At 71.8% G+C, this 24,676-nt stretch carries 28 protein-coding genes and 1 tRNA gene; 13 read left to right on the plus strand and 16 right to left on the minus strand.

The window, feature by feature from the left end; genetic code table 11:
- Window positions 1-27: 27 nt before the first annotated feature.
- Window positions 28-384 carry an iron chaperone gene (locus tag RH864_RS15440; protein ID WP_310518461.1) on the minus strand — a complete coding sequence of 119 codons (357 nt, stop codon included), beginning with the start codon at window positions 382-384 and terminating at the stop codon, window positions 28-30.
- Window positions 385-444: 60 nt separating this feature from the next.
- Here RH864_RS15440 and RH864_RS15445 point away from each other — a divergent pair, with 60 nt between their 5' ends.
- Both RH864_RS15445 and RH864_RS15450 read left to right on the plus strand, forming a co-directional pair.
- On the plus strand, window positions 445-714 hold the full coding sequence (locus RH864_RS15445) for an acylphosphatase (protein WP_310518462.1): 270 nt from the start codon (window positions 445-447) through the stop codon (window positions 712-714).
- 194 nt (window positions 715-908) lie between these two features.
- Window positions 909-1,139, plus strand: a complete 231-nt coding sequence (locus tag RH864_RS15450; protein ID WP_310518463.1) for a hypothetical protein — start codon at window positions 909-911, stop codon at window positions 1,137-1,139.
- A 2-nt stretch (window positions 1,140-1,141) separates the two neighbouring features.
- On the opposite strand, the gene RH864_RS15455 is transcribed toward RH864_RS15450, so the two are convergent.
- From RH864_RS15455 to RH864_RS15490, 8 genes are all read right to left on the minus strand, one after another.
- Window positions 1,142-1,603, minus strand: a complete 462-nt coding sequence (locus tag RH864_RS15455; RefSeq protein WP_310518464.1) for a hypothetical protein — start codon at window positions 1,601-1,603, stop codon at window positions 1,142-1,144.
- Window positions 1,604-2,091: 488 nt separating this feature from the next.
- Complete coding sequence (locus RH864_RS15460; RefSeq protein WP_310518465.1) at window positions 2,092-2,472, minus strand: hypothetical protein; 381 nt, start codon at window positions 2,470-2,472, stop codon at window positions 2,092-2,094.
- 314 nt (window positions 2,473-2,786) lie between these two features.
- The gene (locus RH864_RS15465; protein ID WP_310518466.1) at window positions 2,787-3,587 is read right to left on the minus strand and encodes a hypothetical protein; all 801 of its coding nucleotides are present in this window, start codon (window positions 3,585-3,587) and stop codon (window positions 2,787-2,789) included.
- 190 nt (window positions 3,588-3,777) lie between these two features.
- Window positions 3,778-4,467, minus strand: a complete 690-nt coding sequence (gene rplA, locus RH864_RS15470) for a 50S ribosomal protein L1 (protein WP_310518467.1) — start codon at window positions 4,465-4,467, stop codon at window positions 3,778-3,780.
- Window positions 4,468-4,629: 162 nt separating this feature from the next.
- A complete protein-coding gene (gene rplK / locus RH864_RS15475; RefSeq protein ID WP_310518468.1) occupies window positions 4,630-5,058 on the minus strand; it encodes a 50S ribosomal protein L11 in 429 nt (142 codons plus the stop codon).
- Between the two features lie 210 nt (window positions 5,059-5,268).
- Complete coding sequence (nusG, locus tag RH864_RS15480) at window positions 5,269-6,207, minus strand: transcription termination/antitermination protein NusG (RefSeq protein WP_310518469.1); 939 nt, start codon at window positions 6,205-6,207, stop codon at window positions 5,269-5,271.
- A gap of 64 nt (window positions 6,208-6,271) precedes the next feature.
- Window positions 6,272-6,547 carry a preprotein translocase subunit SecE gene (gene secE, locus RH864_RS15485; RefSeq protein ID WP_310518470.1) on the minus strand — a complete coding sequence of 92 codons (276 nt, stop codon included), beginning with the start codon at window positions 6,545-6,547 and terminating at the stop codon, window positions 6,272-6,274.
- 39 nt (window positions 6,548-6,586) lie between these two features.
- Window positions 6,587-6,659 (minus strand) — tRNA-Trp (locus RH864_RS15490).
- A gap of 189 nt (window positions 6,660-6,848) precedes the next feature.
- Here RH864_RS15490 and RH864_RS15495 point away from each other — a divergent pair.
- Window positions 6,849-8,066, plus strand: coding sequence for a pyridoxal phosphate-dependent aminotransferase (locus RH864_RS15495; protein ID WP_310518471.1), 1,218 nt, complete (start codon window positions 6,849-6,851; stop codon window positions 8,064-8,066).
- A gap of 57 nt (window positions 8,067-8,123) precedes the next feature.
- Here the strand turns inward: RH864_RS15495 and RH864_RS15500 are convergent, their stop codons facing one another.
- Window positions 8,124-8,297, minus strand: a complete 174-nt coding sequence (locus RH864_RS15500) for a CsbD family protein (RefSeq protein ID WP_310518472.1) — start codon at window positions 8,295-8,297, stop codon at window positions 8,124-8,126.
- Between the two features lie 96 nt (window positions 8,298-8,393).
- A complete protein-coding gene (locus RH864_RS15505) occupies window positions 8,394-9,290 on the minus strand; it encodes a LysR family transcriptional regulator ArgP (RefSeq protein WP_310518473.1) in 897 nt (298 codons plus the stop codon).
- A 54-nt stretch (window positions 9,291-9,344) separates the two neighbouring features.
- Between RH864_RS15505 and RH864_RS15510 the strand changes: the two genes are divergently transcribed.
- From RH864_RS15510 to RH864_RS15535, 6 genes are all read left to right on the plus strand, one after another.
- Window positions 9,345-10,079 (plus strand): LysE/ArgO family amino acid transporter, encoded by a 735-nt coding sequence (locus tag RH864_RS15510; RefSeq protein WP_310518474.1) that lies wholly within the window; start codon window positions 9,345-9,347, stop codon window positions 10,077-10,079.
- A gap of 180 nt (window positions 10,080-10,259) precedes the next feature.
- Window positions 10,260-11,162, plus strand: a complete 903-nt coding sequence (locus RH864_RS15515) for an ABC transporter ATP-binding protein (RefSeq protein ID WP_310518475.1) — start codon at window positions 10,260-10,262, stop codon at window positions 11,160-11,162.
- The gene (locus RH864_RS15520; RefSeq protein WP_310518476.1) at window positions 11,159-11,968 is read left to right on the plus strand and encodes an ABC transporter permease; all 810 of its coding nucleotides are present in this window, start codon (window positions 11,159-11,161) and stop codon (window positions 11,966-11,968) included. The genes RH864_RS15515 and RH864_RS15520 overlap by 4 nt, the downstream gene beginning before the upstream one ends.
- A gap of 118 nt (window positions 11,969-12,086) precedes the next feature.
- Window positions 12,087-13,376 carry a sensor histidine kinase gene (locus tag RH864_RS15525; protein WP_310518477.1) on the plus strand — a complete coding sequence of 430 codons (1,290 nt, stop codon included), beginning with the start codon at window positions 12,087-12,089 and terminating at the stop codon, window positions 13,374-13,376.
- On the plus strand, window positions 13,373-14,008 hold the full coding sequence (locus RH864_RS15530; RefSeq protein ID WP_310518478.1) for a response regulator transcription factor: 636 nt from the start codon (window positions 13,373-13,375) through the stop codon (window positions 14,006-14,008). The genes RH864_RS15525 and RH864_RS15530 overlap by 4 nt, the downstream gene beginning before the upstream one ends.
- A gap of 172 nt (window positions 14,009-14,180) precedes the next feature.
- Window positions 14,181-15,767 carry a phosphatase PAP2 family protein gene (locus RH864_RS15535; RefSeq protein WP_310518479.1) on the plus strand — a complete coding sequence of 529 codons (1,587 nt, stop codon included), beginning with the start codon at window positions 14,181-14,183 and terminating at the stop codon, window positions 15,765-15,767.
- A gap of 159 nt (window positions 15,768-15,926) precedes the next feature.
- Here the strand turns inward: RH864_RS15535 and RH864_RS15540 are convergent, their stop codons facing one another.
- From RH864_RS15540 to RH864_RS15550, 3 genes are read right to left on the minus strand one after another with little or no spacing between them, the layout of a single operon-like run.
- Window positions 15,927-17,132 (minus strand): UDP-N-acetylmuramate dehydrogenase, encoded by a 1,206-nt coding sequence (locus RH864_RS15540; RefSeq protein ID WP_310518480.1) that lies wholly within the window; start codon window positions 17,130-17,132, stop codon window positions 15,927-15,929.
- Window positions 17,132-17,566 carry a MaoC family dehydratase gene (locus RH864_RS15545; protein ID WP_310518481.1) on the minus strand — a complete coding sequence of 145 codons (435 nt, stop codon included), beginning with the start codon at window positions 17,564-17,566 and terminating at the stop codon, window positions 17,132-17,134. The genes RH864_RS15540 and RH864_RS15545 overlap by 1 nt, the downstream gene beginning before the upstream one ends.
- Window positions 17,566-18,012, minus strand: a complete 447-nt coding sequence (locus RH864_RS15550) for an FAS1-like dehydratase domain-containing protein (RefSeq protein ID WP_310518482.1) — start codon at window positions 18,010-18,012, stop codon at window positions 17,566-17,568. The genes RH864_RS15545 and RH864_RS15550 overlap by 1 nt, the downstream gene beginning before the upstream one ends.
- 71 nt (window positions 18,013-18,083) lie before the next feature.
- Between RH864_RS15550 and RH864_RS15555 the strand changes: the two genes are divergently transcribed.
- Together RH864_RS15555 and RH864_RS15560 are read left to right on the plus strand one after the other, a co-directional pair.
- Window positions 18,084-18,941, plus strand: a complete 858-nt coding sequence (locus RH864_RS15555) for an alpha/beta fold hydrolase (RefSeq protein ID WP_310518483.1) — start codon at window positions 18,084-18,086, stop codon at window positions 18,939-18,941.
- On the plus strand, window positions 18,934-19,512 hold the full coding sequence (locus RH864_RS15560; RefSeq protein WP_310518484.1) for a TetR/AcrR family transcriptional regulator: 579 nt from the start codon (window positions 18,934-18,936) through the stop codon (window positions 19,510-19,512). Before RH864_RS15555 ends, RH864_RS15560 begins: the two co-directional genes overlap by 8 nt.
- Window positions 19,513-19,626: 114 nt before the next feature.
- Here RH864_RS15560 and RH864_RS15565 read toward each other — a convergent pair whose 3' ends face one another.
- Together RH864_RS15565 and RH864_RS15570 are read right to left on the minus strand one after the other, a co-directional pair.
- Window positions 19,627-20,274 (minus strand): response regulator transcription factor, encoded by a 648-nt coding sequence (locus RH864_RS15565; RefSeq protein WP_310518499.1) that lies wholly within the window; start codon window positions 20,272-20,274, stop codon window positions 19,627-19,629.
- Window positions 20,275-20,356: 82 nt separating this feature from the next.
- Window positions 20,357-21,694: a PspC domain-containing protein gene (locus RH864_RS15570; protein ID WP_310518485.1), complete on the minus strand. Its 1,338-nt coding sequence runs from the start codon at window positions 21,692-21,694 to the stop codon at window positions 20,357-20,359.
- 114 nt (window positions 21,695-21,808) lie between these two features.
- Here RH864_RS15570 and RH864_RS15575 point away from each other — a divergent pair, with 114 nt between their 5' ends.
- A complete protein-coding gene (locus tag RH864_RS15575; protein WP_310518486.1) occupies window positions 21,809-23,455 on the plus strand; it encodes a PspC domain-containing protein in 1,647 nt (548 codons plus the stop codon).
- A gap of 18 nt (window positions 23,456-23,473) precedes the next feature.
- Entirely contained in the window at window positions 23,474-24,100 is a 627-nt protein-coding gene (locus tag RH864_RS15580; RefSeq protein WP_310518487.1) for a hypothetical protein, read from the plus strand.
- The last annotated feature ends 576 nt before the right edge of the window (window positions 24,101-24,676 follow it).

Below are 24,676 nucleotides of genomic sequence, written 5' to 3' on the forward strand. Positions count from 1 at the left end.
CACGCGTATCGAGACCGGGACGTCTCGCTAGGGGATCGTCGCCGCGTCGATCTCGTCGCGGCGCAGCAGGATGAGCTTGCTGACGAGCTCGGCGGGCAGCGGATGCTCCGGCCGGAACCGGATCGTGCCCTTCGACCAGTCCAGTCCCTCGAGGTCGTCGCGCAGCCGGTCGATCACGTCCGAGCTGAACGGGTAATAGCCGAGGTGCGTCTTCGTGGCGCGCACGCTCAGCAACGGGCGACCGCGGTAGGTCAGCGCGGGCATGCCGTACCCCATACCCTCCTCGGCGTCTGGGACGAGTTCGAGTGCGCGGACCCTGATGCGCTCGAGCGCGTCGCGCTCGGCGGGGTCGAGGCTGCCGATGTAGTCGCTCAGTGCGCCCATGCGGGGCAGCCTAGCCATCGAACGGGGTGAGCGGGCGTACCCTGCTTGCCAGGAGGTCGTATGGTCCGGGTCCACGTCGTCGTGCACGGTCGAGTCCAGGCCGTGGGCTTCCGGTTCGGCGCCCGCGTCGAAGCGCAACGGCTCGGCATATCGGGGTGGGTCCGCAATCGATCCGACGGCGCCGTCGAGGCCGAGATCGAGGGCGAACCGGCCGCGGTCGACCGCATGCTCGCGTGGCTCGACGAGGGCCCGCCCGGCGCCGAGGTCACCGCGCTCACCACGACCGACCTCGACCCGGTCGGCGAGCGGGGCTTCCGCGTGGACGCCTGATGCCGTCCACCGCGCGCTTCCGGGCGCCGCCCCGGTCGCCCCATGCCCACAGCTCCTTGCTCAGGAACCCCGGGCCCGTCCGCGGCGAGCCGGCCGCGTCTCGGCGGCGCGTCGTGCCTTCGTTCCTGAGCTGGCAGGGGCGGGCCGGTGTCAAGCCGGTCCGACAGATCCGACCCGGGACGTTGAATGGGGGCATGACCGATCGCAACGAGGACCTCGGACAGCTCGACGACGACATCGGCGTCGAGGAACAGGAACGCTGGGAGCACACCGTCGTCAACGACGCCGTCGCGGGCGAGACGGTGTGGCCCGGCCCCGGCGACGGCAACGACGGCCCCACCGGCGGCACCGCCCGCGAGCAGGAACCGATCGCCGCCGAGAACGATCTCGCGGGCGAGCCCATCGACCTCGACGACGGCGCCTGACGCTACGGGCTCGGTCGGCAGGTAACGGTGCTGACGCCTGTGAGGCCGCCCGTGGAGTACGCCTGATCGAAGGTCAACGACCAGTTCCCGGACTGTGCGGCAGCGAACCCGAGACGGATCGCGTCGTTCCGGAGCAGCGTTCGCACCGTCGACGTGACGACCGCCGAACCCGAGTCGCACGCCGGCGCCGGCAGGTCGGACTGCCCGAGGCGGGCACGCCCGTGCGTGAGCGAGCCGGTCCAGGCGTATTCGCCGCGGATCTCGTCGGACATGCCGAGGCAGAGCTGCCCGCTCGCAACCGACTGGCAGCCGTCGTCGATGACCGGGGACGAGGTGGTTCCGGTGGCGTCGGGTCTCGGTGCGAACACCTCGTCGTGGGTCGGACGATAACCGTCGCCGCAGCCGAGGCCGTACGAGTACGTATACGAATCCGGTGCCCCGTCTGCCGCTGGGAGGAACTGCACCTCGAACGAGTCCCCGACCGACGTGCAGCCCACTGCACGAGGCCCGCCTCGTAGGGGAAGTCCGTGTAGAACGCCACGGTGGCCGCGACGAACTCGCCCCAGGCCTCGCTCGGCGCACCGACCCCCGGCGGCACCGGCCTCGGCGTTCTCGTGACATAGTCGAGCACCTCGCCCGCCGCCGCGCGCTCATCGCTCGAAGGCGGTGACGGCGTGCCCGAGACCTCCGCCGGCCCGGCCGCACCCTCGGCCACCGCCAACGCCGCCGGGCCCACTCCGCCGACGACGAGGCCGGCGCCGATCAGGACCGCAGTGAAGCTTCGTCGCATGCTCATCGTTCGAGTATTGCAGTATTCCACTCGCTGCGCACGACGATCACCATACGAAAATCCCGCAGACGAAAAGCCCGCCGGCTGAGCCGACGGGCTTCTCGATCTCGATACGGCGCTGGCGCGCCTACTCGACCGCGGAACTCGATGTTGCTGCCTCTCTCATTCGCCCATGGGTCCGCACTCGAGGTTGCAGCGCATGCTTCGTATGCCGATGATCTTGCCGCTCGAATCGGCGTCTTCCCAAATCACCGACTTCACCGTGCCTGGGACGGACGGGAGGGCGGCTCCCACTCCGGTGCCCTTCGGTAACGACTGCACGGGAAGGGTCGTGATCGTGGAGCCCTCGCCGCAGGCCGGCCAGATGCCGGGTACGGAGCCGATGCGGAGTCGACCATGCGCGGGACCCGCGTCGCCGGTCCAGAAATACGTCGGTTCGTACACGGTTTGCCCGGTCATCGGATCCGTCTCGTGCAGGAAGCAATGGTCACCTTTGAGGATGAGCAGGCAGACATCCGTGAACGGGGCGGACGCCGCCGCCACCGAATCCGCTACAGGCGTGGGCGGGTCATCGGGTCGAGCGGTGAAGAAGGAACTGTACCCCGGGCGGTATCCGCTGGGGCAGTGGATGACCCACCACGAGGTGATCCGATCGGGCCCACCGTCGCTCGACGGAATGAGCGAATGCTCCCAGTCGATCGCGGCGCAGCCCCACTGCGCGACTCCGGCCTCGAACGGGAACTCGTTGATCCAGGTCGGCCGCGGCCGGCGCGACGGTGGTGAGAGTCGCCCCACCTACGGCGAGCACGGCCGCAGCGATCGCGACCGCCCTCCCCATTCGTTTCATGTCCATCACGTCACCCCTCCCCAAAGGGGTACTCCGGCTCGAGCGCGCAAACCACGCTGCGCGTGCCCAGGATGTTGCCGTTCGCATCGGCGTCGTCCCAGCTGATCGACTTGATGGTGCCGGGGGCGAGGTCTTGCTCGTAGGCGACGCTGACACCGGTGCTCAGCGTCCGGATCGCACCGGTGTTGATGGGCGTTCCCTCGGTGCACGCGGGCCAAACGGGGGGCGCCGAGCCGACGCGGATGCGACCCGTCGTCGGACCGGCGCCCTGCCAGGTGTAACTCGTCATCCAGCGCATGGTGCCGTCCGCTTTAGACAGCCATTGGAAGCAATGCCATCCACTGCGGATGTCGGTGCACGCGGTGGGCGGAGCAGCCGTGAACTCGACGGTGGGATCGATCGCATCCGGCCGAGGCGTGTAGATGTCTCCCATGGGCGGAATGTACAGGTCGGGGCACGCGAACCAGACCTCGTCCACCACCGCGATGTCCCATTCACCAACGGTCGACCGCGTCATCCCGAACTTCCATTCGAGCGCCTCGCAGTTCCACTGCGCCCAGCCCGCCCTGTAGGGGAAGTTCTGCAGCCAGCGAAGGCTGGCCGGCCCGTATGCGGCGCGTTCATCGGCCGACGCGTTCGGACCGGGGGTCGCCGGGTGAGGTGTCGTATCCAGGTACGCCTTCACTGTCCGAGCCGCCTCGCGCTCGCGTTCGGTAGGTGGCTTCGGCTGATCGAGGACCTCGATGGCCCCGCGCTCCGCCGGCTCGTCGGCGGCGTTCGCCGGGACCGCGGCCCAGAGCAGTGCGGTCACGGCCCACGCCGATGCGGCACCCACCAGTACTTTCCTTCGTTTCGAGCTCAGCCTGTTCATGACTTCCCCTCGCATATTAGGATTCGTCACCCGCGTGGAGCATAGCGAGCACTGGACGGAAGCACATCCATCCATGCGAACGAAAAAGCCCGCCGGTGTACCGGCGGGCTTGTTCGTAGAGCGGGAACGCTCAGATGGCGTTGACGTCCAGCGGGATGCCGGGGCCGAACGTGGTCGACACGGCGCCCTTCTGGATGTAGCGGCCCTTGGCGCTCGACGGCTTGAGGCGGACGACCTCTTCGAGCGCCGCCTTGAGGTTCTCGTCGAGCTGGTCGGCCGAGAACGACGCCTTGCCGACGACGAAGTGAACGTTGGCGTGCTTGTCGACGCGGAACTCGATCTTGCCGCCCTTGATGTCTTCCACGGCCTTGGCCGGGTTCGGGGTCACGGTGCCGGTCTTCGGGTTCGGCATGAGGCCGCGCGGGCCGAGGACCTTACCGAGACGACCGACCTGGCCCATGAGCTCGGGCGTGGCGACGGCCGCATCGAACGAGGTGTACCCGCCGGCGACCTTCTCGATGAGCTCGGCGCCGCCGACCTCGTCGGCGCCCGCGGCGATCGCGGCCTCGGCCGCGGGGCCGGTCGCGAACACGATGACGCGGGCGGTCTTGCCGGTGCCGTGCGGGAGGATGACGGTGCCGCGCACCATCTGGTCGGCCTTGCGCGGGTCGACGCCGAGCTTCAGCGCGACCTCGACGGTCGAGTCGGTCTTCGCCGAGCCGGTCTCCTTCGCGAGCGTCACCGCGTCGGTCGGGGTGTAGTACTTGCCGGCCTCGATCTTGCCGGCCGCGGCCCGGTAGGCCTTGGACTTCTGTGCCATGTGGATTCTCCTAGCGAGAGTGTGGTCATCGCGCCTGGCCGGCGCTGCCACGAATGAGAGTTCTGTGGTGGATGCCTCGGGGCGAGGTATCCGCGCGGGTCTGTTTCCTGGTCTCGATACGCTTCGCTACTCGACCAGCGGAAACTCGACCAGCGGGCAGCCTTATTCGACCGTGATGCCCATCGAGCGGGCGGTGCCCGCGATGATCTTCGACGCGGCGTCGATGTCGTTCGCGTTGAGGTCGGCCATCTTCTGCTCGGCGATCTGGCGCACCTGGTCGTTCGAGATCTTGCCGACCTTGGTGGTGTGCGGGACGCCCGAGCCCTTGGCGACGCCGGCGGCCTTCTTGATGAGCTCGGCGGCGGGCGGGGTCTTCAGGATGAAGGTGAACGAGCGGTCTTCGTAGACCGTGATCTCGACGGGGATCACATTGCCGCGCTGCGACTCGGTCGCCGCGTTGTAGGCCTTGCAGAACTCCATGATGTTCACGCCGTGCTGACCAAGCGCCGGACCGATGGGCGGTGCGGGGTTGGCGGCGCCGGCGTTGATCTGAAGCTTGATCAGACCAGTGACCTTCTTCTTCGGTGCCATGATTTCTCTCTTTCTGTTCGAACGCCCCTGACGGGGCACTCTCCCGACGGCCCGGCGGTTCCGGGGCGCGGTGATTGCGGTGCGCGAGCGCACAACCTGTCTATGGTAACGGATGTCTCGTGGGTCGAGTAGCGCGCGAGGAACGAGCACGCGTATCGAGACCCGGTGACCCGGTCTCGATACGCTGCGCTACTCGACCAACGAAGAGAACTACAGCTTGGTGACCTGGTCGAAGCTGAGCTCGACCGGGGTCTCGCGCTCGAAGAGCGAGACGAGCACGGTGAGCTTGCCGCTCTCGGGCTTGATCTCGTTGATCGTGCCGGGCAGACCCGCGAACGAGCCGTCCTTGATGGTGATGGTCTCGCCGATCTCGAAGTCGACCTCGGCCGGGACCACGCGGGCTGCGCCGGCCGCACCGGCGGTCGCCTTGGCACCGGTCTTGGCCGCGGGGACGTCCTTCGGCTCGACGAGGCTCTTCAGCATGCCGAACGCCTCTTCGAAGCGCAGCGGCGTCGGGTTGTGCGCGTTGCCGACGAAGCCCGTGACACCCGGCGTGTGCCGGATGACCGACCAGCTCTCTTCGTTGAGCTCCATGCGCACCAGCACGTAGCCGGGGATGCGCACGCGCGTGACCATCTTGCGCTGGCCGTTCTTGATCTCGACCACATCTTCCATCGGCACTTCGACCTGGTAGATGTAGTCGGCCATCGCCATCGACTCACGCCGCTGCTCGATGTTGGCCTTCACGCGACGCTCGAAGCCCGCGTAGGAGTGGATGACGTACCACTTGCCCGGCAGGAACCGCAGCTCGGCCCGGAACTCCTCGTACGGGTCGGCCTCCTCGGCCAGCTCTTCCTCTTCTTCCACGGCCTCGACGGCCGCCTCGGCCTCTTCGGCCGAGTCGATCTCGAGGGCGTCGTCGACGACCGCGTCGGCCTCGGGGTCGGCGGCCTCGGCCATCGCGTCGAGCACGGCGTCGAGGTCGACGTCGTTGCCCTCGTCGTCGACCACGTGAACGGCGCGCTGCTCGGCGGGGTCGACCGACTCCTCGTCGTGCTCGGAGGTCGAACCCTCCTGGACCTCGTCGACCTCCGACGACTGCTCGGCGGCAGTCGCCCAGTCGACGTCGTCGCGCTCGTACTTCGTCACGTTGTGATCCTTCTCTCTGCCCGGTTGCAGACCCCGGGGCTCTGCTTCGGTGCCGAGGGCCTGATCAGACGCCCGGCTGCCCGAAGACGTACAGCACCAGCAAGCCGAACAACTGGTCCAGCCCGTACACGATCGCCATCATGATGATGACGAAGATGAGCACCACGATCGTGAAGCTGACCAGCTCACGACGGGTCGGCGTGACGACCTTCTTCAGCTCGCCGAAGACCTGCCGGATGAACAGCGCGATCCGAGCAAACGGGTTGCGCCGCGCCGCGCGCTCGCGCTTCGCGTTCGCGACGACGTCCTCACTGGGTTCGTCGATGATCTTCCGGGCCACTCGTATCCCTTTCGTGGGCCGGCAATGCCTGCCGGCTCGCAGGGCGGACAGGACTCGAACCTGCAACCTGCGGTTTTGGAGACCGCTGCTCTACCAATTGAGCCACCGCCCTTCGAAGACTGGCGTCTTCGTCGGAGTCGCGACCCTCGGCCGCACTCGCCCAGCACCATCAAAAACGGGCATGGAAAAGTTTGGCCGACTTCCGCAACCTCAGCAAGTGTAGGCGACGCGGAGCGCGCCGCCAAACCCGGTATGCCAGACGGGCGCCGACACCCGGGCATCCGCACCGTAGGCTGGTCGGGTGACCAGCCGCGCCCGTCTCTCCGCCAGAATCGCCGCCATAGCCGAGTCCGCCACGCTCAAGGTCGACGCGAAAGCGAAGGCCCTGCAAGCCGAGGGCCGCCCCATCATCTCGTACGCGGCCGGCGAGCCCGACTTCGCCACGCCCGAGCACATCGTCGAGGCCGCGCTCGCGGCGACGCGCGACCCCAAGAACTACCGGTACACGCCCGCCGCGGGCCTTCCCGAGCTCCGCGAGGCGGTCGCCGCGAAGACGCGACGCGACTCGGGCATCGACGTTGCGGCGAGCCAGGTCGTCGTGACCAACGGCGGCAAGCAGGCCGTCTACCAGGCCTTCCAGGTGCTGCTCGACGAGGGCGACGAGGTGCTCGTGCCCACACCGTACTGGACCACCTACCCCGAGGCGATCAAGCTCGCGGGCGGGCGCCAGGTCGACGTCTTCGCGGGCGCCGACCAGGGCTACCTCGTGACGGTCGACCAGCTCGAGGCCGCGCGCACCGACCGCACCAAGGTGCTGCTCTTCGTCTCGCCGTCGAACCCGACCGGCGCGGTCTACCCGCCCGAGCAGGTGAAGGCGATCGGCGAGTGGGCGCTCGAGCACGGCATCTGGGTGATCTCCGACGAGATCTACCAGAACCTCACGTACGCCGACGACGCCGACGGCACGCCGCCGCGTGCGGTGTCGGTGGTCGAGGCCGTCCCCGGTCTCGCGGACCAGACGATCCTCGTGAACGGCGTCGCGAAAACCTACGCGATGACGGGCTGGCGGCTCGGCTGGATGGTCGGCCCCGCCGACGTGATCAAGGGCGCCGCCAACCTGCAGTCGCATCTCTCGTCGAACGTCTCGAACATCTCGCAGCGGGCGGCGATCGCCGCCCTGACCGGCCCGCAGGACGAGGTCGAGGCCATGCGACGGGCGTTCGACCGGCGCCGTCGCACGATCGTGGCCGAGCTGTCGAAGATCGACGGGGTCGCGGTCCCGGTCCCGCAGGGCGCGTTCTACGTGTACCCCGACGTCACCGGGCTGCTCGGCCGCGACTGGAACGGCGTGACGCCGACGACTTCGCTCGAGCTCGCCGACCTCATGCTCGAGCAGGCGGACGTCGCAGCGGTTCCCGGCGAGGCGTTCGGCCCGAGCGGCTACCTGCGGTTCAGCTACGCGCTCGGCGACGCGCCGCTGCTCGAGGGCATCCAGCGACTGCAGCGCCTCTTCGGCTGAGACGGCGAAGGCCCGCCGATCCAGCGGATCGTGCGGGCCTTGCGTCGCAACGAGGCGTCAGTCCTTGAAGGCGTCCTTGACGTCTTCGCCGGCGTTCTTGAGGTCCGCCTTGGCCTGGTCCATCTTGCCTTCGGCCTCGAGGCGCTCGTTGTCGGTCACCTTGCCGGCGGCCTCTTTGGTCTTGCCCTTGAGGTCCTCGGCCGTGTTCTTGATGCGATCGTCGGCACCCATGTGGGACTCCTCTCCTCGGCGGGTTCTCCGCTTGTGGTTCCATCCAACGCGCATGAGCGAGCCTGCGAAAGGGCTTGAACACTCAGGCGGTCGGCGCTAGCCGAGCGCGTCCAGCGTGCTGCGGGCCGCCGCGACGACGGCGTCGGCGATGCCGTCGAGCAGCGGTGACCTGAGGTTCCACTGCTGCCAGTACAGGGGCACGTCGAACGGCGGCCCGCCGAGCGGCACGAGCGCGCCCGACGCGAGCTCGTCGACGGACTGGAAGCTCGGCAGCATGCCCCAGCCGAGGCCGAGCTTCACCGCGACGGCGAAGTCGTTCGAGGCCGGAACGTAGTGCCGCGGAGCATCCGCGGGATCGGCGCCGACGGCGCGTGCGTACGCGGCCTGCAGGTTGTCGCGCCGGTCGAAGTCGACGACCGGCGCCCGGCCCAGCGCCTCGGGGGTCACGCCGTCTGGGAACCAGCGGGTCGCGAACGCGGGCGTCGCGACGGCACGGTATCGCATCGCGCCGAGCGGGCGCACGACGCATCCGGCGACGGGCGTCGACTGCGACGTGATCGCGGCCATCACGGTGCCCGATTCGAGCAGCTCGGTCGTGAAGTCCTGGTCGTCGCGATACAGGTCGAAGACGACCGGATGCCTCGCGGCGACGTCGGCGAGCGGAGGCAGAATCCACGTGCCGAGGCTGTCGGCGTTCACGGCGAGCGGGATCGAGATCGGATGCTCCGGGGCCGCGTCGAGTCCGAAACCGGCGAGTGCCTCGTGCTCGAGCAGATCGAGCTGGCGGGCGAGTCGTACGATCGCGGCGCCGGCCTCGGTCGGCCGGACGGGCTTGCTGCGCGCGAGGAGCACGCGGCCGAGCTGCTGCTCGAGCGCCTTGACGCGCTGCGACACGGCGGAGGGCGTGATCGCGAGCGTGCGAGCGGCCGCGTCGAACGTGCCCTCGGCGACGACGACGGCGAGGGTGCGGGCCAGGTCGAGCGGGATTCTCATCTGAAGCCATGCTAATGGTCCTGAAGAATCATGAACTGGACTTCATATGAGTCGATGCCTAGCGTCGATGCCGTGGATCTCTCGACCTTCGCCGCCGGACTCGGACTCGGCCTGTCGCTCATCATCGCGATCGGAGCGCAGAACCTGTTCGTGCTGCGGCAGGGCATCCGGCGCGAGCACGTGCTCGCGGTCGCGCTGACCTGTGCGATCTCCGATCTCGTGCTCATCCTCGTCGGGGTCTCTGGTGTCGGCGCGGTGCTCGCGGCCGTGCCCTGGCTCATCGACGTCGTGCGCTGGGCCGGCGCCGCGTTCCTCGTCGCGTACGGGCTGCTCGCCGCGAAGCGCGCGTGGCGTCCGTCGGGTGCGACGCTCGAGGTGGACGGGACCACCGACCCCGAGGCATCCGCCGGCCGTGAGGCACGCGCCGGCACCGAGGCATCCGCCCGCCCGAGCGCGACCACCGGCACGCCCGCGACCGTCGCGGTCGCCCCACGACGCGGGACCCTGGCCGCGACCCTCGCGACCTGCCTCGCCCTCACCTGGCTCAACCCGCACGTCTACCTGGACACCGTGTTCCTGCTCGGCACCGTGGCGAACACGCACGGCGACGGCCGGTGGGTCTTCGCCGCGGGTGCGAGCCTCGGCAGCCTCGCCTGGTTCCTCGGGCTCGCCTACGGCGCGAGGCTGCTCGGCGGCGTGCTCGCGAGCCCGCGCGCGTGGCGCATCCTCGACGCCGTCATCGCCGTGGTGATGATCGCGCTCGGCGTCTCGCTCGTGGTCCCCCACTGACTCCCTCCTCCGGGAGCGGGGTCGCAAATGGTCGCTTGCAGCGCCACCGGGCGACCATTCGCGACCCCGCACAGACACGCCGCGGGTGGCGGAGGCGAATGGCATCCGCCGATCGGGGGATGCGAGAAACCAGCCGGTCGGCGGCTGCCGCCGGAGGCGGCGGTGCGGGAGGCTCTGGGTATGCAACGAACAGACTCCGACTCCGCGGTCCACATGCGCGGGCTGCGCAAGGTGTACGGCGCCTCCGCCGCCGGCGCCTTCGCCGCGGTCGACGGCATCGACCTCGACATCGCGCATGGCGAGACCTTCGCCCTGCTCGGGCCGAACGGCGCGGGCAAGTCCACGACCGTCGAGATCCTCGAGGGCTACCGCAGCCGCACGAGCGGCGAGGTGTCCGTGCTCGGCGTCGACCCCGCGCACGGCGGCCTCGACTGGAAGGCGCGGCTCGGCATCGTGCTGCAGTCGACCGCGGAGACGCCCCAGTTCACGGTCCGCGAGCAGCTGCGGCACTTCGCGGGCTTCTACCCGAACTCGCGCGACGTCGACGAGGTGATCTCGGCCGTCGGCCTCGACCAGAAGGCCGGCACCCGCATCAGCAAGCTCTCGGGCGGCCAGAAGCGGCGTGTCGACGTCGCGCTCGGCATCATCGGCCGGCCCGAGCTGCTCTTCCTCGACGAGCCCACGACCGGGTTCGACCCCGAGGCGCGACGCGAGTTCTGGGAGCTCATCCGCGGCCTCAAGGCCGAGGGCACGACGATCATCCTCACCACGCACTACCTCGACGAGGCCGCCCAGCTGGGCGACCGCGGCGGTGTGATCATCGGCGGCAAGCTCGTCGAGGTCGGCGCCATCCACGAGCTCGGCGGGGCCGAGGCCCGCGTGCCGATCGTGCGCTGGCGCGATCGCGACGGGTCGCTGCGCGAGCAGCGCACCGAGGCCCCCGCGCAGCTCGTGGCCTCCCTCGCCGCCGGGGGCGAGCCCCCGGAGCTCGAGATTGTGCGGCCCAGCCTCGAAGACATCTATCTCGAACTCGTGCGCGGTGCGGACGCCGCAGCACCCACCCAGGAGGAGGCGCTCGCATGAGCCTCATCACCGTCGGCGCCTCGCGCATCGGCTACGAGACGAAGGGGTATTTCCGTTCGCTCGACACCGTCTTCTTCACGTTCCTGTTCCCCGTCATCATGCTCGCCATCTTCACGGCGGCGTTCAGCTCGCAGGGCGACATCACGCCGGGTCCAGGCGCTGCGGGGGTGAGCTTCGGCGCGTACTACCTGCCAGGCCTCCTCGCCGCGGGCATCCTGCTCTCGGGCGTGCAGAACCTCGCGGTCGACATCGCCATGGAGAAGAGCGACGGCACCCTGAAGCGGCTCGGCGGCACGCCGCTGTCACCCGTGTCGTACTTCCTCGGCAAGATCGGCCAGGTCTTCGTGACGGGGACCCTGCAGGCCGCGCTGCTGCTCGTCGTCGCGGTGTTCGCGTTCGGCATCGCGCTGCCGACTGAGCCCGCGAAGTGGGCGACGTTCGCGTGGGTGTTCGTGCTCGGCATCGTCACCTCGGCGCTGCTCGGCATCGCGCTCTCGGCGCTGCCGCGCAGCGGCAGGTCGGCAACCGCGGTCGTCGTGCCGATCCTGCTCGTGCTGCAGTTCATCTCGGGCGTGTACCTCCAGTTCACGGCGCTGCCCGAGTGGATGCAGAACATCGCGAGCCTCTTCCCGCTCAAGTGGATGGCGCAGGGCATGCGTGCCGTGTTCCTCCCCGAGGACTTCGCCGCGGCCGAGCAGCACGGCGCCTGGGACCTCGGCTGGGTCGCGGTGTGGCTCGTCGTCTGGCTCATCGTCGGGCTCGTCGTCAGCCGGCTCACGTTCCGCTGGATCCGGCGCGACGCGTGATGAGCGGATGCCTCGGGCGGGCGGATGCCTCGGGCGGGCCGACGGCCCGCTGGAGGCATCCGGCCCGTTCGCAGCAACCGGCCCGTTCGCAGCAACCGGCGCGTGAGAGCATGACGACATGGTGAACCGCCGCTGGTGGGATCTCGCGGTCCTCGCGATGGTGGCCGTCATCGTGTTCATCACGGCACGCGAGCCGCCGTACGGCCCGAGCGAATGGCTCGCCTGGGGCGCGCTCGCCGCGTTCGTGCTGTTCTACCTCGCGTATGCGCGCGCCCGCATCGGCGTCGAGCGGCTCTCCCACCTCGTGATCGTCACCGTCGCGTGCAGCGTGATCCTCGCGGTCGGCTGCATCGGCGACGCGTCGTTCGCCAGCACGCAAGCCCTGATCTACCCGCTCGTCTGGATCTCGTCCCCGACGAAGCGGAGCGCGATCCTTGCGAACCTCGCACTCGGCGTGAGCCTGGTGATCGGCTACGTCGTCCACTTCGGCCCGAGCGGGCTCCTGCCGGGGCTCTCCATCGCGGCGCTCTCCGTGGGCTTCAGCATCGCGTTCGGACTGTGGATCTGGAGCATCGCCCAACACGGCGAGGAACGCGGCCGACTGCTCGACGAGCTGCAGGCCGCCCAGGGTGAGCTCGCGGCCATGCACCGCGACGCGGGCGTCACCGACGAGCGGGCGCGGCTCGCACGCGAGATCCACGACACCATCGCGCAGAGTCTCACTGGGCTCGTCATGGTGGCCCAGCGCACCGGGAACCGGCTCGCGGCCGTCGACGGCGAAGCCGCACGCGCCGCGCGCGACGACATCGTGCTCATGGAGGAGATGGCGCGCGAAGCGCTCACCGAGGCGCGCGGACTCGTCGCCGCGCTCACCCCCGTCGCGGTCGACACCACGCTCGCCGACGCGCTCAGGCGGCTCGCGACCTCGTTCGAACGCGAGACCGGGGTCCGCGTGCAGGTCGCCGCCGACGCGACCGGGCTCGACCGCGAGCTCGAGGTCGTGCTGCTCCGCACCGCGCAGGAAGGACTCGCGAACGTGCGCAAGCACGCGGGCGCCCGGAGCGCGTGGGTCACGGTCGCGGGCGCCGGCGGCGTCGTGCGGCTCTCCGTGCGCGACGACGGCGTCGGCCCCGGCCCGAACGCCGGGGCGCACGGATTCGGGCTCGCCGGCATGCGCGACCGCGTCGCCCTCGTCGGCGGCCGGGTCGTGTTCGGACCGGCCCCGCTCGGCGGGGCGCTGCTCGAGGTCGAGGTGCCCGTGCCCGGCCTCGCGGACGCCGAGGCGTCCGAGGCCTCCGGAGCCTCCGGAGCTCGTTCCTCGCCCGGGGCCTCCGTGCCGGAAACGTCCGTGCCCGAGGCATCCGTCGCCGCACCCGACCCGATCGACCCCGAAGGAGGCCGCGCATGACGGCACCGGTCCGCGTCGTCGTGGCCGACGACCACCCGATCGTCCGTGCGGGCATCGTCGGGCTCCTCGAGACCGCCGACGGCATCGAGGTCGTCGGCGAGGCCGCCGACGGCGCAGAGGCGGTCGCCGTCGCCGAGGCCACGCGGCCGGACCTCGTGCTCATGGACCTGCGCATGCCCGTGCTCGGCGGTGCCGCGGCGACCGAACGCATCGTGGCCGCAGAGGGCGGCACGCGGGTGCTCGTGCTCACGACGTACGACACCGACGAGGATCTGCTGCCCGCGATCGAGGCCGGCGCGAGCGGCTACCTGCTGAAGGCCGCACCGCAGGAGGAGATCCTGGCCGGCGTGCGGGCCGTCGCCGCGGGCGAGACCGTGCTGGCGCCGTCGATCGCGGCGAAGCTCGTGCGCCGGGTTCGCGGCGAGACATCCGTGCCCGTTGCGTCGCTGTCACCGCGCGAACTGGAGGTGCTGCGCCTCGTCGCCGCCGGCCGCTCCAACCCCGAGATCGCGCGCGACCTGCACATCGGCGAGGCCACGGTGAAGACCCACCTCGGCCACGTGTTCGAGAAGCTCGACGTCGGCGACCGCACGCGCGCCGTCACCCGCGCCATGGAGCTCCGCCTGCTCTGACCCCGGCATCATCCGGCAGTTCGGAGACCTCGGGCCGGCTATGCGGTCGTTCGTCGCACTCGCATCCCTGATGGGACAGCGGCCGAAAAGTGGGTTGGAACACATGCAGGGACGAGTTCCAACCCACTTTTCCACTTCCAACGTGAAGCCTGGGCGGGCCTACGCTGGGCACGTGGCATCCGGAGCGCGTGTCGCCGCACAGCGTGTGCGGCTGCTTCCCGCGTGGGTGCGGCGCGTCGACGCACGGGCCGCACGTGCGGTGAACGGCCGCACGACGCATCCGCTCGCCGACCGGTTCTGGTCGCGGATCACGGGATTCGCCGATCGCGGCGTGCTCTGGTGGACGCTCGCGGGCGTGCTCGCCGTGACCGGCCGTCGACGGGCCGCCGCGCGCGGGGTGCTCTCGCTGCTCGCCGCGAGCATCGTCGCGAACCTCATCGCGAAGCGGCTCTTCGGGGGCGACCGGCCGATCCTCGAGGAGGTGCCGATCGGACGCCGGCTGCCGAGGCAGCCGAGCACGCCGGCCTTCCCCTCAGGGCATTCGGCGAGCGCGGCCGCGTTCGCGGTCGGCGTCGCGGCCGAGGACCCGAAGCTCGGTGCGGCGATCGCGCCTCTTGCACTGGGCGTCGGCTACTCACGGCTGCACGTGGGTGCGCACTGGCTGTCGGATGTCGCGGGCGGGCTCGCCCTCGGAGCCGCCGTGGCCGGGGCGGGCGCTGCCCTCGTGCGGTGGCGTCGCCGGCCCGACGAAGCCCCCGCCGGTGCAGACCGGCGGCTCCCGGCGTCTCCGGACGGGGACGGTGTGTTCGTCGTCGTGAACCCGTCGTCGGGGACGAGCGTGGTGCGGGCGGATCCGGTCCGCACGCTCGAGGCCCGGCTCCCCCGCGCCGAGCTGCACGTCCTCGCCGACGGCGAGGACCCCGCCGACGTGGCCCGGCGCGCGATCGCCCGGCCGAATCCGCCGCGCGTGCTCGGGGTGTGCGGCGGCGACGGCTCCGTCGCGGCGGTCGCGCACGTCGCGCGCGAGGCCGCGCTGCCGCTGCTCGTCGTCCCCGGCGGCACGTTCAACCATTTCGCGCGCACCGCGGGCGCGGCATCCGTCGACCTCGCGATCGACGCACTGCAGCACGGCGAGGGCGTGCGCGTCGATGTCGGCGAGCTGGAGTTCGACGAGCAGCCGCCGCTCACCGTGCTGAACACGGCGTCGGTCGGCGTGTACCCCGACTTCGTGGTCGAACGCGAGGGGCTGCAGCCGCGGCTCGGCAAGTGGGTCGCGGCGGTCGTGGCCGCGGGCCGGGTGCTGCGCAAGGCGGAGCCGGTCGAGGTCGAGCGCGACGGCCGGCGCCTCGACGTCTGGACGATGTACGTCGGCGTCGGCGCGAACGACTCGGGCATCGTCGCGCCGTTGCAGCGCCGGCGGCTCGACGACGGCGTGCTCGACGTGCGGATCCTGCGCGCCGGATCGCGGCCGCGCGCCGCGGCCTCGCTCGCGTTCGGGCGGCGCACGTCGGCGGTGTTCCGGCGGCTGAGGCTGCTGCCCGACCGGGTCGACTCGTTCACGACCGAGGCGATCGAGGTCGTCGTGCGCCCGCGCCAGGGCCAGCCCCCGGGGTTCGCACACGACGGTGAGGTCGCACTCGACGAACCGCAGCGGGCCGACGAGGCGAGCCCCGCCCCGGGCTACCGCACACGCATCCGAGTCGTCCCGGCTGCCCTCGACGTCTACCGTCCGGCGGCCCCCTCCCCGCTGGTCGAGTGAGCTACGCGCCAGCGAGCGCATCGAGACCCGGTGGGCGGCTCTCGAGGGCGGGTCACCGGGGTCTCGATACGCGTGCTCGTCCCTCGCTCGCTACTCGACCAACGGGGGGCGTGCTCGTCCCTCGCTCGCTGCTCGACCAGCGGGGCGGAGCGCGGCCGACTAGAGCTCGAGGTTCAGCAGCACCGGCTCGGGGTGCAGCACGATGCCGTACTCGGCCTGCACGCGCTGCTGCACGAACCGGGCGAGCTGGGCGACGTCCGATGCGGTCGCGTGGCCGCGGTTGGTGAGCGCGAGCGTGTGCTTCGACGAGATCGCGGCCCCCGAGCCGGGGATCGCGAAACCGCGCCGGATGCCCGACCGCTCGATGAGCCACGCCGCGGAGAGCTTCACGAGTGGCTCCTCGGGCGTGATCGCGGCCTGCCGTTCGGCGTCCTCGAGTGCGGCCTGGTGCGCGAGGAACGCGTCGAGCGGGCTCTGGCTGGCCAGGTTCGCGAGCGGCGTGACCTCGTCGGGCTGCTCGGGGGCGAGATACCACTTGGGTGCATCGCCCGGCAGCGTGCGCGCCACCCGCTCGGTGACGATCGGGTTCGTGAAGAACGAGCCGGCGCTCACCGAGTCGGGGTCGTCGGGGTCGAGCACCATGCCTTTGGCCCGGCGCAGCGCGAGCACGGCGTCGCGCACGCGCACGACGGGCACACGGTCGCCGAGCTGGACGCCGAGCGCGTCGGCGAGCTGCCGGTAGGCGATGGGCGAGCCGATCGCCTCGCCCAGCACGGCCCGCTCGGCGGCCGTGTCGTGCAGTTCGAGCTCGACCGCGACGACGATGCCGGCGAGCCCGCGCTTCAGCACCGACGTGCGGTAGCCGAGCTCCAGCTCGTCGGCGGTCATTCGCCGCGGCTCGCGTGCGCCCTCGTCGAGGAACTCGATCGCGACGAGCACGTCGGAGAGCTCCTGCCCGTAGGCGCCGATGTTCTGCACGGGTGACGCGCCCACGGCGCCCGGGATACCCGAGAGCGCCTCAAGCCCCGAGTACCCGTGCTCGACGGTCCAGGCGACGAGGTCGTCCCAGTTCTCCCCGGCCTGCACGCGCAGGCGCACGGCTCCGTCCGGAGCATCCGGCAGCACCTCGATGCCGCGCGTGGCGACGCGGATGACCGTGCCGTCGAAGCCCTCGTCGCCGACCAGCAGGTTGGAGCCGCCGCCGACGACGACCCAGTCGTCGCGCGCGTCCCACGCCTCGACCGCGAGGTCGACGAGCTCGTGCGGTGCGGTCGCGGTGACGAGCCGGCCGATGGGGCCGCCGACGCGCAGCGTCGTCAGGTCGGCGAAACGGATGCCTCGGCCCGCGGCCGTCTCGGAATCCATCAGAGCTGCACGCGCACCTGGGCTTTGCCGAGCACGGTCTCTTCCCGGAACTTCACGGTGAGATCGACGCGCGCGACCCGGGCCTCGGCGTCGAGCTGGCCGATCTTCGCGATGACCGTGACGACCGCGCCGAGCTCGGCGTCGACCGCGACGGGCCGGGTGAACCGGGTCTGGTAGTCGAGGATCCGCCCGGGGTCGACGGCCCAGTCGACGACCGGCTGCACGGCGAGCCCCATGGTCAGCATGCCGTGGGCGAGGACGCCGGGCAGGCCGACGGCGCGCGCGACGTCATCGCGGTAGTGGATCGGGTTGAAGTCGCCCGATGCGCCCGCGTAGCGCACGAGCGAGTCGCGTGCGACGGCGAAGACGCGCTCGTCGACGACGTCGCCGACGGTGAGCGAGTCGAACTCGGGGATCTGGATCGTCGTGGTCATCAGTCGTCTCCTCGCACGACGAGGGTCGAGATCGCCGTGACGACGTGCTCGCCCGAGGCATCCGTGATGTGCGTGTCGGCGCTGACGATCGAGTGACCGCCGAGCGTCTTCACGCTCGACACCGTCAGCGTCGCGGTCAGCTCGTCGCCGGCCACGATGGGGCGGGTCGTCACGAAGCGCTGGTCGCCGTGCACGACACGGGAGAAGTCGATGCCGGTGCCGGGCTCGGCGAGCAGCGTGGCGAGCGCGCGCTCCTGCACGACGACCGCGAACGTGGGCGGGGCGACGATGTCGGCGTAGCCGAGCGCCTGCGCGGCCTCGACGTCGCGGTTCGCGGGATTCGTCGCGAAGACCGCGTCCGCGAACTCGCGCACCTTCTCACGACCGACGAGATACGGCTCGGTCGGCGGGAACGTCCGCCCCTGGAGCTCGGGGTTCACTGGCACCCCGACAGACTACCGGGCGGCGCGGTGATGAGGGCTTGCCACATCTAGCTAATGGCATTAGCCTATGGGCTATGGATACACAAGACACCGAGCCGGTGAGGTTCCTCGACCGTTCCGGCGGCCGCGTCTCCTACACCCTGCACGGCACGGGGCCCCTGGTCGTCCTCGTGCCCGGCATGGGCGACCTGCGCGCGGTGAACCGCGAGCTCGTCGGCCCACTCGTCGACGCGGGCCACCGCGTCGCGGCCACCGACCTCCGCGGCATGGGCGACGGCGGCACGGGCTTCGCCGAGTTCGGGGATGCCGCGACCGCGGGCGACATGACGGCGCTGATCCGTGAACTCGGCGGCCCGGCCGTGCTCGTCGGCAACTCGATGGGCGCCGCCGCGTCCGCGATCGTCGCGGCCGACACCCCCGAGCTCGTCGCCGGCCTCGTCGGCGTCGGCCCGATCCTGCGCAACCCGCCGACCTCCGGCCTCATGCGCGCGGTCACGCCGCTGCTCTTCAGGGGCGCGCTCGCACGACCCTGGGGCGCCAGGTTCTGGGGCGGCTTCTACCGCTCGCTCAACCGCGGCGCGACCGCGCCCTGGCTCGACGAGCACGTCGCCGCGATCGTCGCGAACCTGCGCGAGCCCGGGCGGCTTCGCGATTTCCGCCGGCTCGCGCTGACCCTCGACCACGATGTCGCCACGCGACGCCTGCCCGAGATCCAGGCGCCCATGCTGCACCTCGTCGGCACGCTCGACCCCGACTACCGCGACCCCGCCGCCGAGGCGGCGTGGCTGCGTTCGCTCGGCGCCGAGGTGCATGAGCTGGACGAGACCGGCCACTATCCGCAGGCGCAGCGACCCGAGCGGGTCGTGCCCATCACGCTCGGCTTCCTGAAGCGGCTGCGCGCGGGCGACGACTGGCGGATGCCTCGTGCCTAGAGCGGGTCTCACCCGGCAGGCCGTCGTGGCCGCTGCACTCGACCTCGTCGACGCGGGCGGCCCGACCGGGTTCGAACGCCTCACCCTCGCGGCCGTCGCCGAGCGCGTCGGCGTCGCCGTGCCGAGCCTCTACAAGCACGTCGGCGGGCTCGACGACCTGCGCCGCGGCGTCGCCCTCGAGGCGGTGCTCGCACTCCGCGGCGTCATCACCGAGGAGGCCGTCGGCCGCGCCGGTGCCGAGGCGCTGCGCGCGGTCGCGCGAGGCATCCGCTCGTTCGCGACCGAGCATCCCGGCCGGTACGCGGCGGTCCAGGTGACGCCCGCGCTCGGCGCCGACGACCGGCTCACGGAGGCGGCGGCGAGCACGGTCGAGGCGATCGCCGCGGTGCTGCGCGGTTTCGAGCTGCCCGACGCGCGCACGGTCGACGCCGTGCGGCTCGTGCGCTCGGCCGTGCACGGCTTCGTGACGCTCGAGCAGGGCGGCGGGTTCGGGCTCCCCGACGACCTCGACCGCAGTTTCGACGTGCTCGTCGACGCGACCGTCGCGGGCGTCGAGCGCCTCGCCGCCTGATCCGGCGCGCCTCCCTCATCGAACGGTCGCAGATGGTGGGTGCGCGCCGATCACACCCGCCATCTGCGACCGTTCGATGGGGTGATGTCGGGTGCTGAGTCGCGCCGACGAGCGTCAGAGCAGGCGGCGGGCCGTGGCCCACGCGGTCAGCTCGTGCCTGGACGAGAGCTGGAGCTTGCGCAGCACGCTCGACACGTGCGTCTCGACCGTCTTCACCGAGATGAACAGCGTCGCCGCGACCTCCTTGTAGGCGTAGCCGCGCGCGATGAGCCGCATGACCTCCTGCTCGCGCGTCGAGAGCCGGTCGAGCTCGTCGGCCGCGACCGCGGTCTCACCGACGGCCGCGCCGAACGCGTCGAGCACGAACCCCGCGAGCCGCGGCGAGAACACCGCATCCCCGCCCGCGACCGCGACGACCGCCTCGCTCACCTCGGCACCCGACGTGCCCTTCGTGATGTAGCCGCGCGCACCGGCACGGATCACGCCCACGACGTCCTCGGCCTTGTCGGACACGCTCAGCGCGAGGAACCGCGTCGCGGGCACCTCGGCGGCCACCCGCCGCAGCACCTCGGCGCCGCCCGAGATCGACGGGTCGGCGCCGCCCGGCAGGTGCACGTCGAGCAGCACCACCTCGGGGCGCTGCGCGGCGATGACGTCGACGGCCGACCCGACATCGGCGGCCTCGCCGACCACGACGATCGACGGATCGAGGTCCGCACGCAACCCCGAACGGAAGATCGAGTGGTCGTCCACGACCACCACCCGGAGCGGCGCCCGCCCCGAGGCATCCGCCCGCCCCGAGGCATCCGCCCGACCCGGGTCGCCCGCCGTCCCAGCCACCGGCTCATCCGCCACGCGGCACCTCCGTCTCGAATCGCAGATGGACCTCGGTGCCGACGCCGCCCGCACCGCGGCGCACCGTCGCCGAACCGCCCGCCCGGCGCATCCGCCCGATGATCGACTCGCGCACGCCCAGCCGGTCGGCGGGCGCCGCCGCCGGGTCGAAGCCCGGCCCGCGGTCGCGCACGTACACGTCGACCGTGTTCGGCGAGCCCTCGAGGTAGACCGAGACCTCGCCGCCCGTGTGCCTCGCCGCGTTCAGCATCGCCTCGCGGGTCGCCGCGGCGAGCTCGCCGCTCGCGCGCTCCTCGGACATGCCGACCGCGACGACGTCGATGCGCACGGGATAGTCGAGCTCGAGCGCCGCCGCGAAGTCGCGCAGATCGCTCGCGAGATCGCTGTCGGCCGGGGCGTCGCCCTCGTAGAGCCAGCTGCGCAGCTCGCGCTCCTGCGCGCGGGCCAGCCGGCCGGCCTCGCTCGACGCCCCCGCGCGGTTCTGGATGAGCGCGAGGGTCTGCAGCACCGAGTCGTGCAGGTGCGCCGCCATCTCGCTGCGCTGCTCGTCGCGGATCCGGCGGACCCGCTCGCCGTTGAGATCGCGCCACAGCGCCACGAGCGTCGGCGAGTAGACGAGCGCGATGCCGATGAGCGCCGCGAGCGCGAACGCGAGTGCGAGCACCGGCCACGCGCGTGCCGCCGGCCCCAGCACGAGCACGATCGCGAGCACCGCGAGCGCGGCCGTGAGCAGGACCCGGACGACGAGCTCGCTGCGGCGCCCGCGCAGCGGGTCGGGGCGGTCGATGAAGCTCACCCAGCAGGCCGCGGCGATCGCCAGCACGATCCCGAGCATGGCCGGGGCGAGCCAGCCGGGCGAGCCGACGGCGGCCGCGTCGAACGATCCGTCGCCCGGCTGGACGCCGGCGGGCGTGCCGCCCGCGAGCGCGACGGCGATGAGGATGAACAGGACGGCCGCGCCGGTGAGCAGCGCCGCGACGGGCGCGCGGCGCACGATGCGCTCGGCGGCCGCGGGCGATTCGGCGGAGGGGCCGGCAGCGGCGGAGCGATCCGCGGCGCCCGATGCCGCGACGCCCGGCCCCGCGGCGGACGCGACAGCTCCCGGCGCCCACGGCGCGAACGCCCAGAGCCACGCGTACAGCAGCACGCCCGCCCCGCCGAGGAGCGTCGCGACCACGAACCCGAGTCGCACGACCCACACGGGCCAGCCCAGGTGGTCGGCGAGCCCGCCGGCCACGCCGGCGACGAGGCAGTCGCGGCGGCGCACGAGCACGCGGGGCACCGGCGCGGGCGCGGGCGCCGGCGACGGTGCTGCTGCCGCGGTCATGCTCCGATCCAAGCAGATCGCGCGGGGCCCCGAGCCGCGCGGTCCGGGGAATCAGGGTCGGCTCAGGGTGCTCCCCCATGGCGACGCACCCCCGGGCCGCGCCACGATCGAAGCATGGCAACGACTTCGACCCCGCCCGGAACCGGGGAACCGCCTGCACCGCAGGCCCCTCCGCCCGCGACCGGCTCGGGATTCTTCGGCTGGCTTCGATCGCTCGGCGTGCCGCGCCTTCCCGGCTGGATCGGCGGCGTGGCCGCGGGCATCGCCGCGCGGCTGAACATCGATCCGATCATCGTGCGCGGCGTCCTGGTCGTGTTCGCCCTGTTCGGTGCGCCCGCGTTCCTGCTCTACGGCGCCGCGTGGCTGCTGCTGCCTGACGCGTCCGGCCGGATCCACCTCGAGCGGCTGTTCGCCGGAGTGTGGGATCGGGCGCTCGTCGGCATCGCGCTGTTCCTGCTGGTCGGGTTGTTCCCGCTCGCGTTCGGCGGGCCGTCGATCGTGGGCGGCGTGTGGAACTCGTTCGACGGCGACTGGGGGCTCCCCTGGGTGGTCAACCCACTCGGATTCAACGTGCTGCCGTTCCTCTGGGCCCTCGTGTTCATCGGCGGCGTGGTCGCGCTCATCGTCTGGCTCGCGAACCGCTCGAGCCGCACCGAGCGTGAGACGCCCCCGGACGTCGCGTTCGCGAGGTACGAGGCGGCAGCGCAGGCGGATGCCTCGGCGGCGTCGGCCGCCGCGGCCTCGGCGGCGAACGCGACGGATGCCTCGGCAGCGCCTCCGGCTCCGCCGACGGGTGCGCCGGTGCCGCCGCCGTATGGTGCGGCGGCACCGTCGGGCGCCGCACCGTCGGGCGCCGCACCGTCGGGCGCCGCCCCGGCGCAGTCGGACGGGACGGCAGAGCCCGTCGACGAGTACGCGGACTGGCGCCGTCGGCACGAGGCGTGGCGCGTCGAGCACGACGCGTGGCGGCAGTCGCAGGCCGAGGCGAATCGTGCGGCGAAGGCGCAGCTCGCGGCCGAGAACGCGGCGCGGGCCGCCGCGTTCCAGGCGCAGGCGCAGCACGAGCGGCACATCCGTCGCGCCACACGTCCGCGCACGAGCTTCGCCTACGTCGTCGCCGCGCTCGGCGCGGCCATGCTCGCGGGAGCCATCGCGTCGCTCATCGCGCTGCAGACCGACGCGTCGGACGTGGCGGTCGCGATCGGCCTCGCCGCCGCGACCGCGACGACGGCGCTGTCGATGGTGCTCGCGGGGGCGCTGCGCCGGCGCAGCGGCTTCCTCGCGTTCGTGACGATCGTGCTGCTGCTGATCACGATGCTCGCGGCGACCGCACCGCGTGCGCCCCGGTTCATCATCGGGTCGACATCGGGCGGGGTCTCGTCGTCGACGCTCATGCAGCCCGCGGGCAATACGCACCTCACCGTCGACGCGAGCCTCGCCGGGAACGGCGAGCCGGTCGAGACCGAGGTCTTCCAGGCCGCTGGCCGCGTCGAGATCGAGGTCAGGGACGGCGCCCGGGTCCAGGTCAAGGTCGAGTGCGCGAGCTGTTTCGTCGGCTGGGACCGCGTGGCCGCCGACGGTGAGACGACCGACGTCGAAGGCGTCCAGCTCGATGCCGCACGGAACGACAGCGACCAGGCCGAGTGGATCTGGGACGAGACCATCGGCGAAGGCCTCGAGCCCGGCGAGACCGACGCGATCATCACCGTGCACGCCTTCGCGACCGACGTGCGCATCACCGAGTTCACCACCGAGCGTTGACCAGACAGGACTTCAGCCATGACCGCATCGAAGATGCCCGAGCCCGACCCCCGCGACGACGACGCCACGACCGAGGTGCTCGCGGGCCTCGACGCCGACCACACGCCGACCGAGGTGCTCGACGGCGAGCGCGGCGCGCAGGCGACCGCGGTGCTCCCGGAGACGGCGGACACCCGCGCCACCCAGGTCCTCCCGGAGACCGCGGATGCTCGCACGACCCAGGTCCTCCCGGAAACGGCGGATGCCCGCGTCGCCGGTGACCGGACCGAGACGCTGGGCCGGGCGGGATACGCCGCGCCCGAGGCATCCGCCCCCCGCCCGGATGCGCAGGCCGGTCTCACACCGCCGCCCGCGCCGAGCACGCCCGCACCCGCACCCGCAGCCGCGCCCGTCGCGGCCGAACCCGCGCTCCGCGCGCGCGTGCGCTGGGCCGGCATCATCTGGGGTCTCGTGTTCGCGGTCACGGCCATCAGCATGCTCTGGGTGCTCGCCGACCCCGAGCGGCGCGAGGCCGTCGGCCTGTGGTGGGCGGGGCTCACGCCCGCAGGCCTCGGCCTGACCGCGCTGATCGTCGCGGGCGGCCTGCTCCTGATCGGCGGCCTCACCGGCCTCGCCCGCCACCTCTCGACGCGCCAGCACGCCTAGCCTCCGGCGATCGCCCGCGCCGCGCGATCCGTTTCACCGCGGCGCGCCGATTCACGAAGTCCGTATGCCAGTTCTCCCTCAACTGAGGGAGAACTGGCATACGCATTTCCGCGACCAGCCGAATCCTCGCTCAGGACCCGCGCCGCGACACGCCGCTCCGCGGGCCGAGACACGCCAGGCCAGCGGCCGATCTTCCTGAACAAGGATGCGCGCCCGGCCCCGACGGGCCGGCTCCCAGCCCAGGAACGGATGCCTCGGCCGCGGCCCCACGACTCGCACCGCCACCGCCACCACCGCCACCACCGCCACCGCCACACTCCAGCGCCCTTCCTTGCTCAGGAAGCACCGCACAACACGCCGCGCGCAGCGCGCGAACCCGCCGCGGCGATCCCCGAGATTCCTGAACAGAGAATCAAGCGCGGGTAGCCGGTCTCAGCGGGGCAGCACCCAGCCCCCGAACGGATGCCTCGGCTGCGGCCGCACCACCGTTACGGCCACTGCCGCTTCCGCTGCCGCTGCTCCACTCCAGCGCCCTTCCTTGCTCAGGAAGCACCGCACAACACGCCGCGCGCAGCG

Origin of the sequence: Agromyces aerolatus, from assembly GCF_031432255.1 — a bacterium.
Classification (GTDB): domain Bacteria; phylum Actinomycetota; class Actinomycetes; order Actinomycetales; family Microbacteriaceae; genus Agromyces.

Excerpts from the sequence above, each read along its gene's own strand:
- RH864_RS15575 (WP_310518486.1), top strand. The coding sequence starts at position 21,809 with ATGGCAACGACTTCGACCCCGCCCGGAACCGGGGAACCGCCTGCACCG.
- rplA (WP_310518467.1), bottom strand. The coding sequence starts at position 4,467 with ATGGCACAGAAGTCCAAGGCCTACCGGGCCGCGGCCGGCAAGATCGAG.
- RH864_RS15525 (WP_310518477.1), top strand. The coding sequence starts at position 12,087 with ATGGTGAACCGCCGCTGGTGGGATCTCGCGGTCCTCGCGATGGTGGCC.
- RH864_RS15445 (WP_310518462.1), top strand. The coding sequence starts at position 445 with ATGGTCCGGGTCCACGTCGTCGTGCACGGTCGAGTCCAGGCCGTGGGC.
- rplK (WP_310518468.1), bottom strand. The coding sequence starts at position 5,058 with ATGGCACCGAAGAAGAAGGTCACTGGTCTGATCAAGCTTCAGATCAAC.
- RH864_RS15530 (WP_310518478.1), top strand. The coding sequence starts at position 13,373 with ATGACGGCACCGGTCCGCGTCGTCGTGGCCGACGACCACCCGATCGTC.
- RH864_RS15515 (WP_310518475.1), top strand. The coding sequence starts at position 10,260 with ATGCAACGAACAGACTCCGACTCCGCGGTCCACATGCGCGGGCTGCGC.
- RH864_RS15540 (WP_310518480.1), bottom strand. The coding sequence starts at position 17,132 with ATGGATTCCGAGACGGCCGCGGGCCGAGGCATCCGTTTCGCCGACCTG.
- RH864_RS15545 (WP_310518481.1), bottom strand. The coding sequence starts at position 17,566 with ATGACCACGACGATCCAGATCCCCGAGTTCGACTCGCTCACCGTCGGC.
- RH864_RS15505 (WP_310518473.1), bottom strand. The coding sequence starts at position 9,290 with ATGAGAATCCCGCTCGACCTGGCCCGCACCCTCGCCGTCGTCGTCGCC.
- RH864_RS15570 (WP_310518485.1), bottom strand. The coding sequence starts at position 21,694 with ATGACCGCGGCAGCAGCACCGTCGCCGGCGCCCGCGCCCGCGCCGGTG.
- RH864_RS15450 (WP_310518463.1), top strand. The coding sequence starts at position 909 with ATGACCGATCGCAACGAGGACCTCGGACAGCTCGACGACGACATCGGC.
- RH864_RS15555 (WP_310518483.1), top strand. The coding sequence starts at position 18,084 with ATGGATACACAAGACACCGAGCCGGTGAGGTTCCTCGACCGTTCCGGC.
- RH864_RS15500 (WP_310518472.1), bottom strand. The coding sequence starts at position 8,297 with ATGGGTGCCGACGATCGCATCAAGAACACGGCCGAGGACCTCAAGGGC.
- RH864_RS15580 (WP_310518487.1), top strand. The coding sequence starts at position 23,474 with ATGACCGCATCGAAGATGCCCGAGCCCGACCCCCGCGACGACGACGCC.
- RH864_RS15510 (WP_310518474.1), top strand. The coding sequence starts at position 9,345 with ATGCCTAGCGTCGATGCCGTGGATCTCTCGACCTTCGCCGCCGGACTC.
- RH864_RS15440 (WP_310518461.1), bottom strand. The coding sequence starts at position 384 with ATGGGCGCACTGAGCGACTACATCGGCAGCCTCGACCCCGCCGAGCGC.
- RH864_RS15520 (WP_310518476.1), top strand. The coding sequence starts at position 11,159 with ATGAGCCTCATCACCGTCGGCGCCTCGCGCATCGGCTACGAGACGAAG.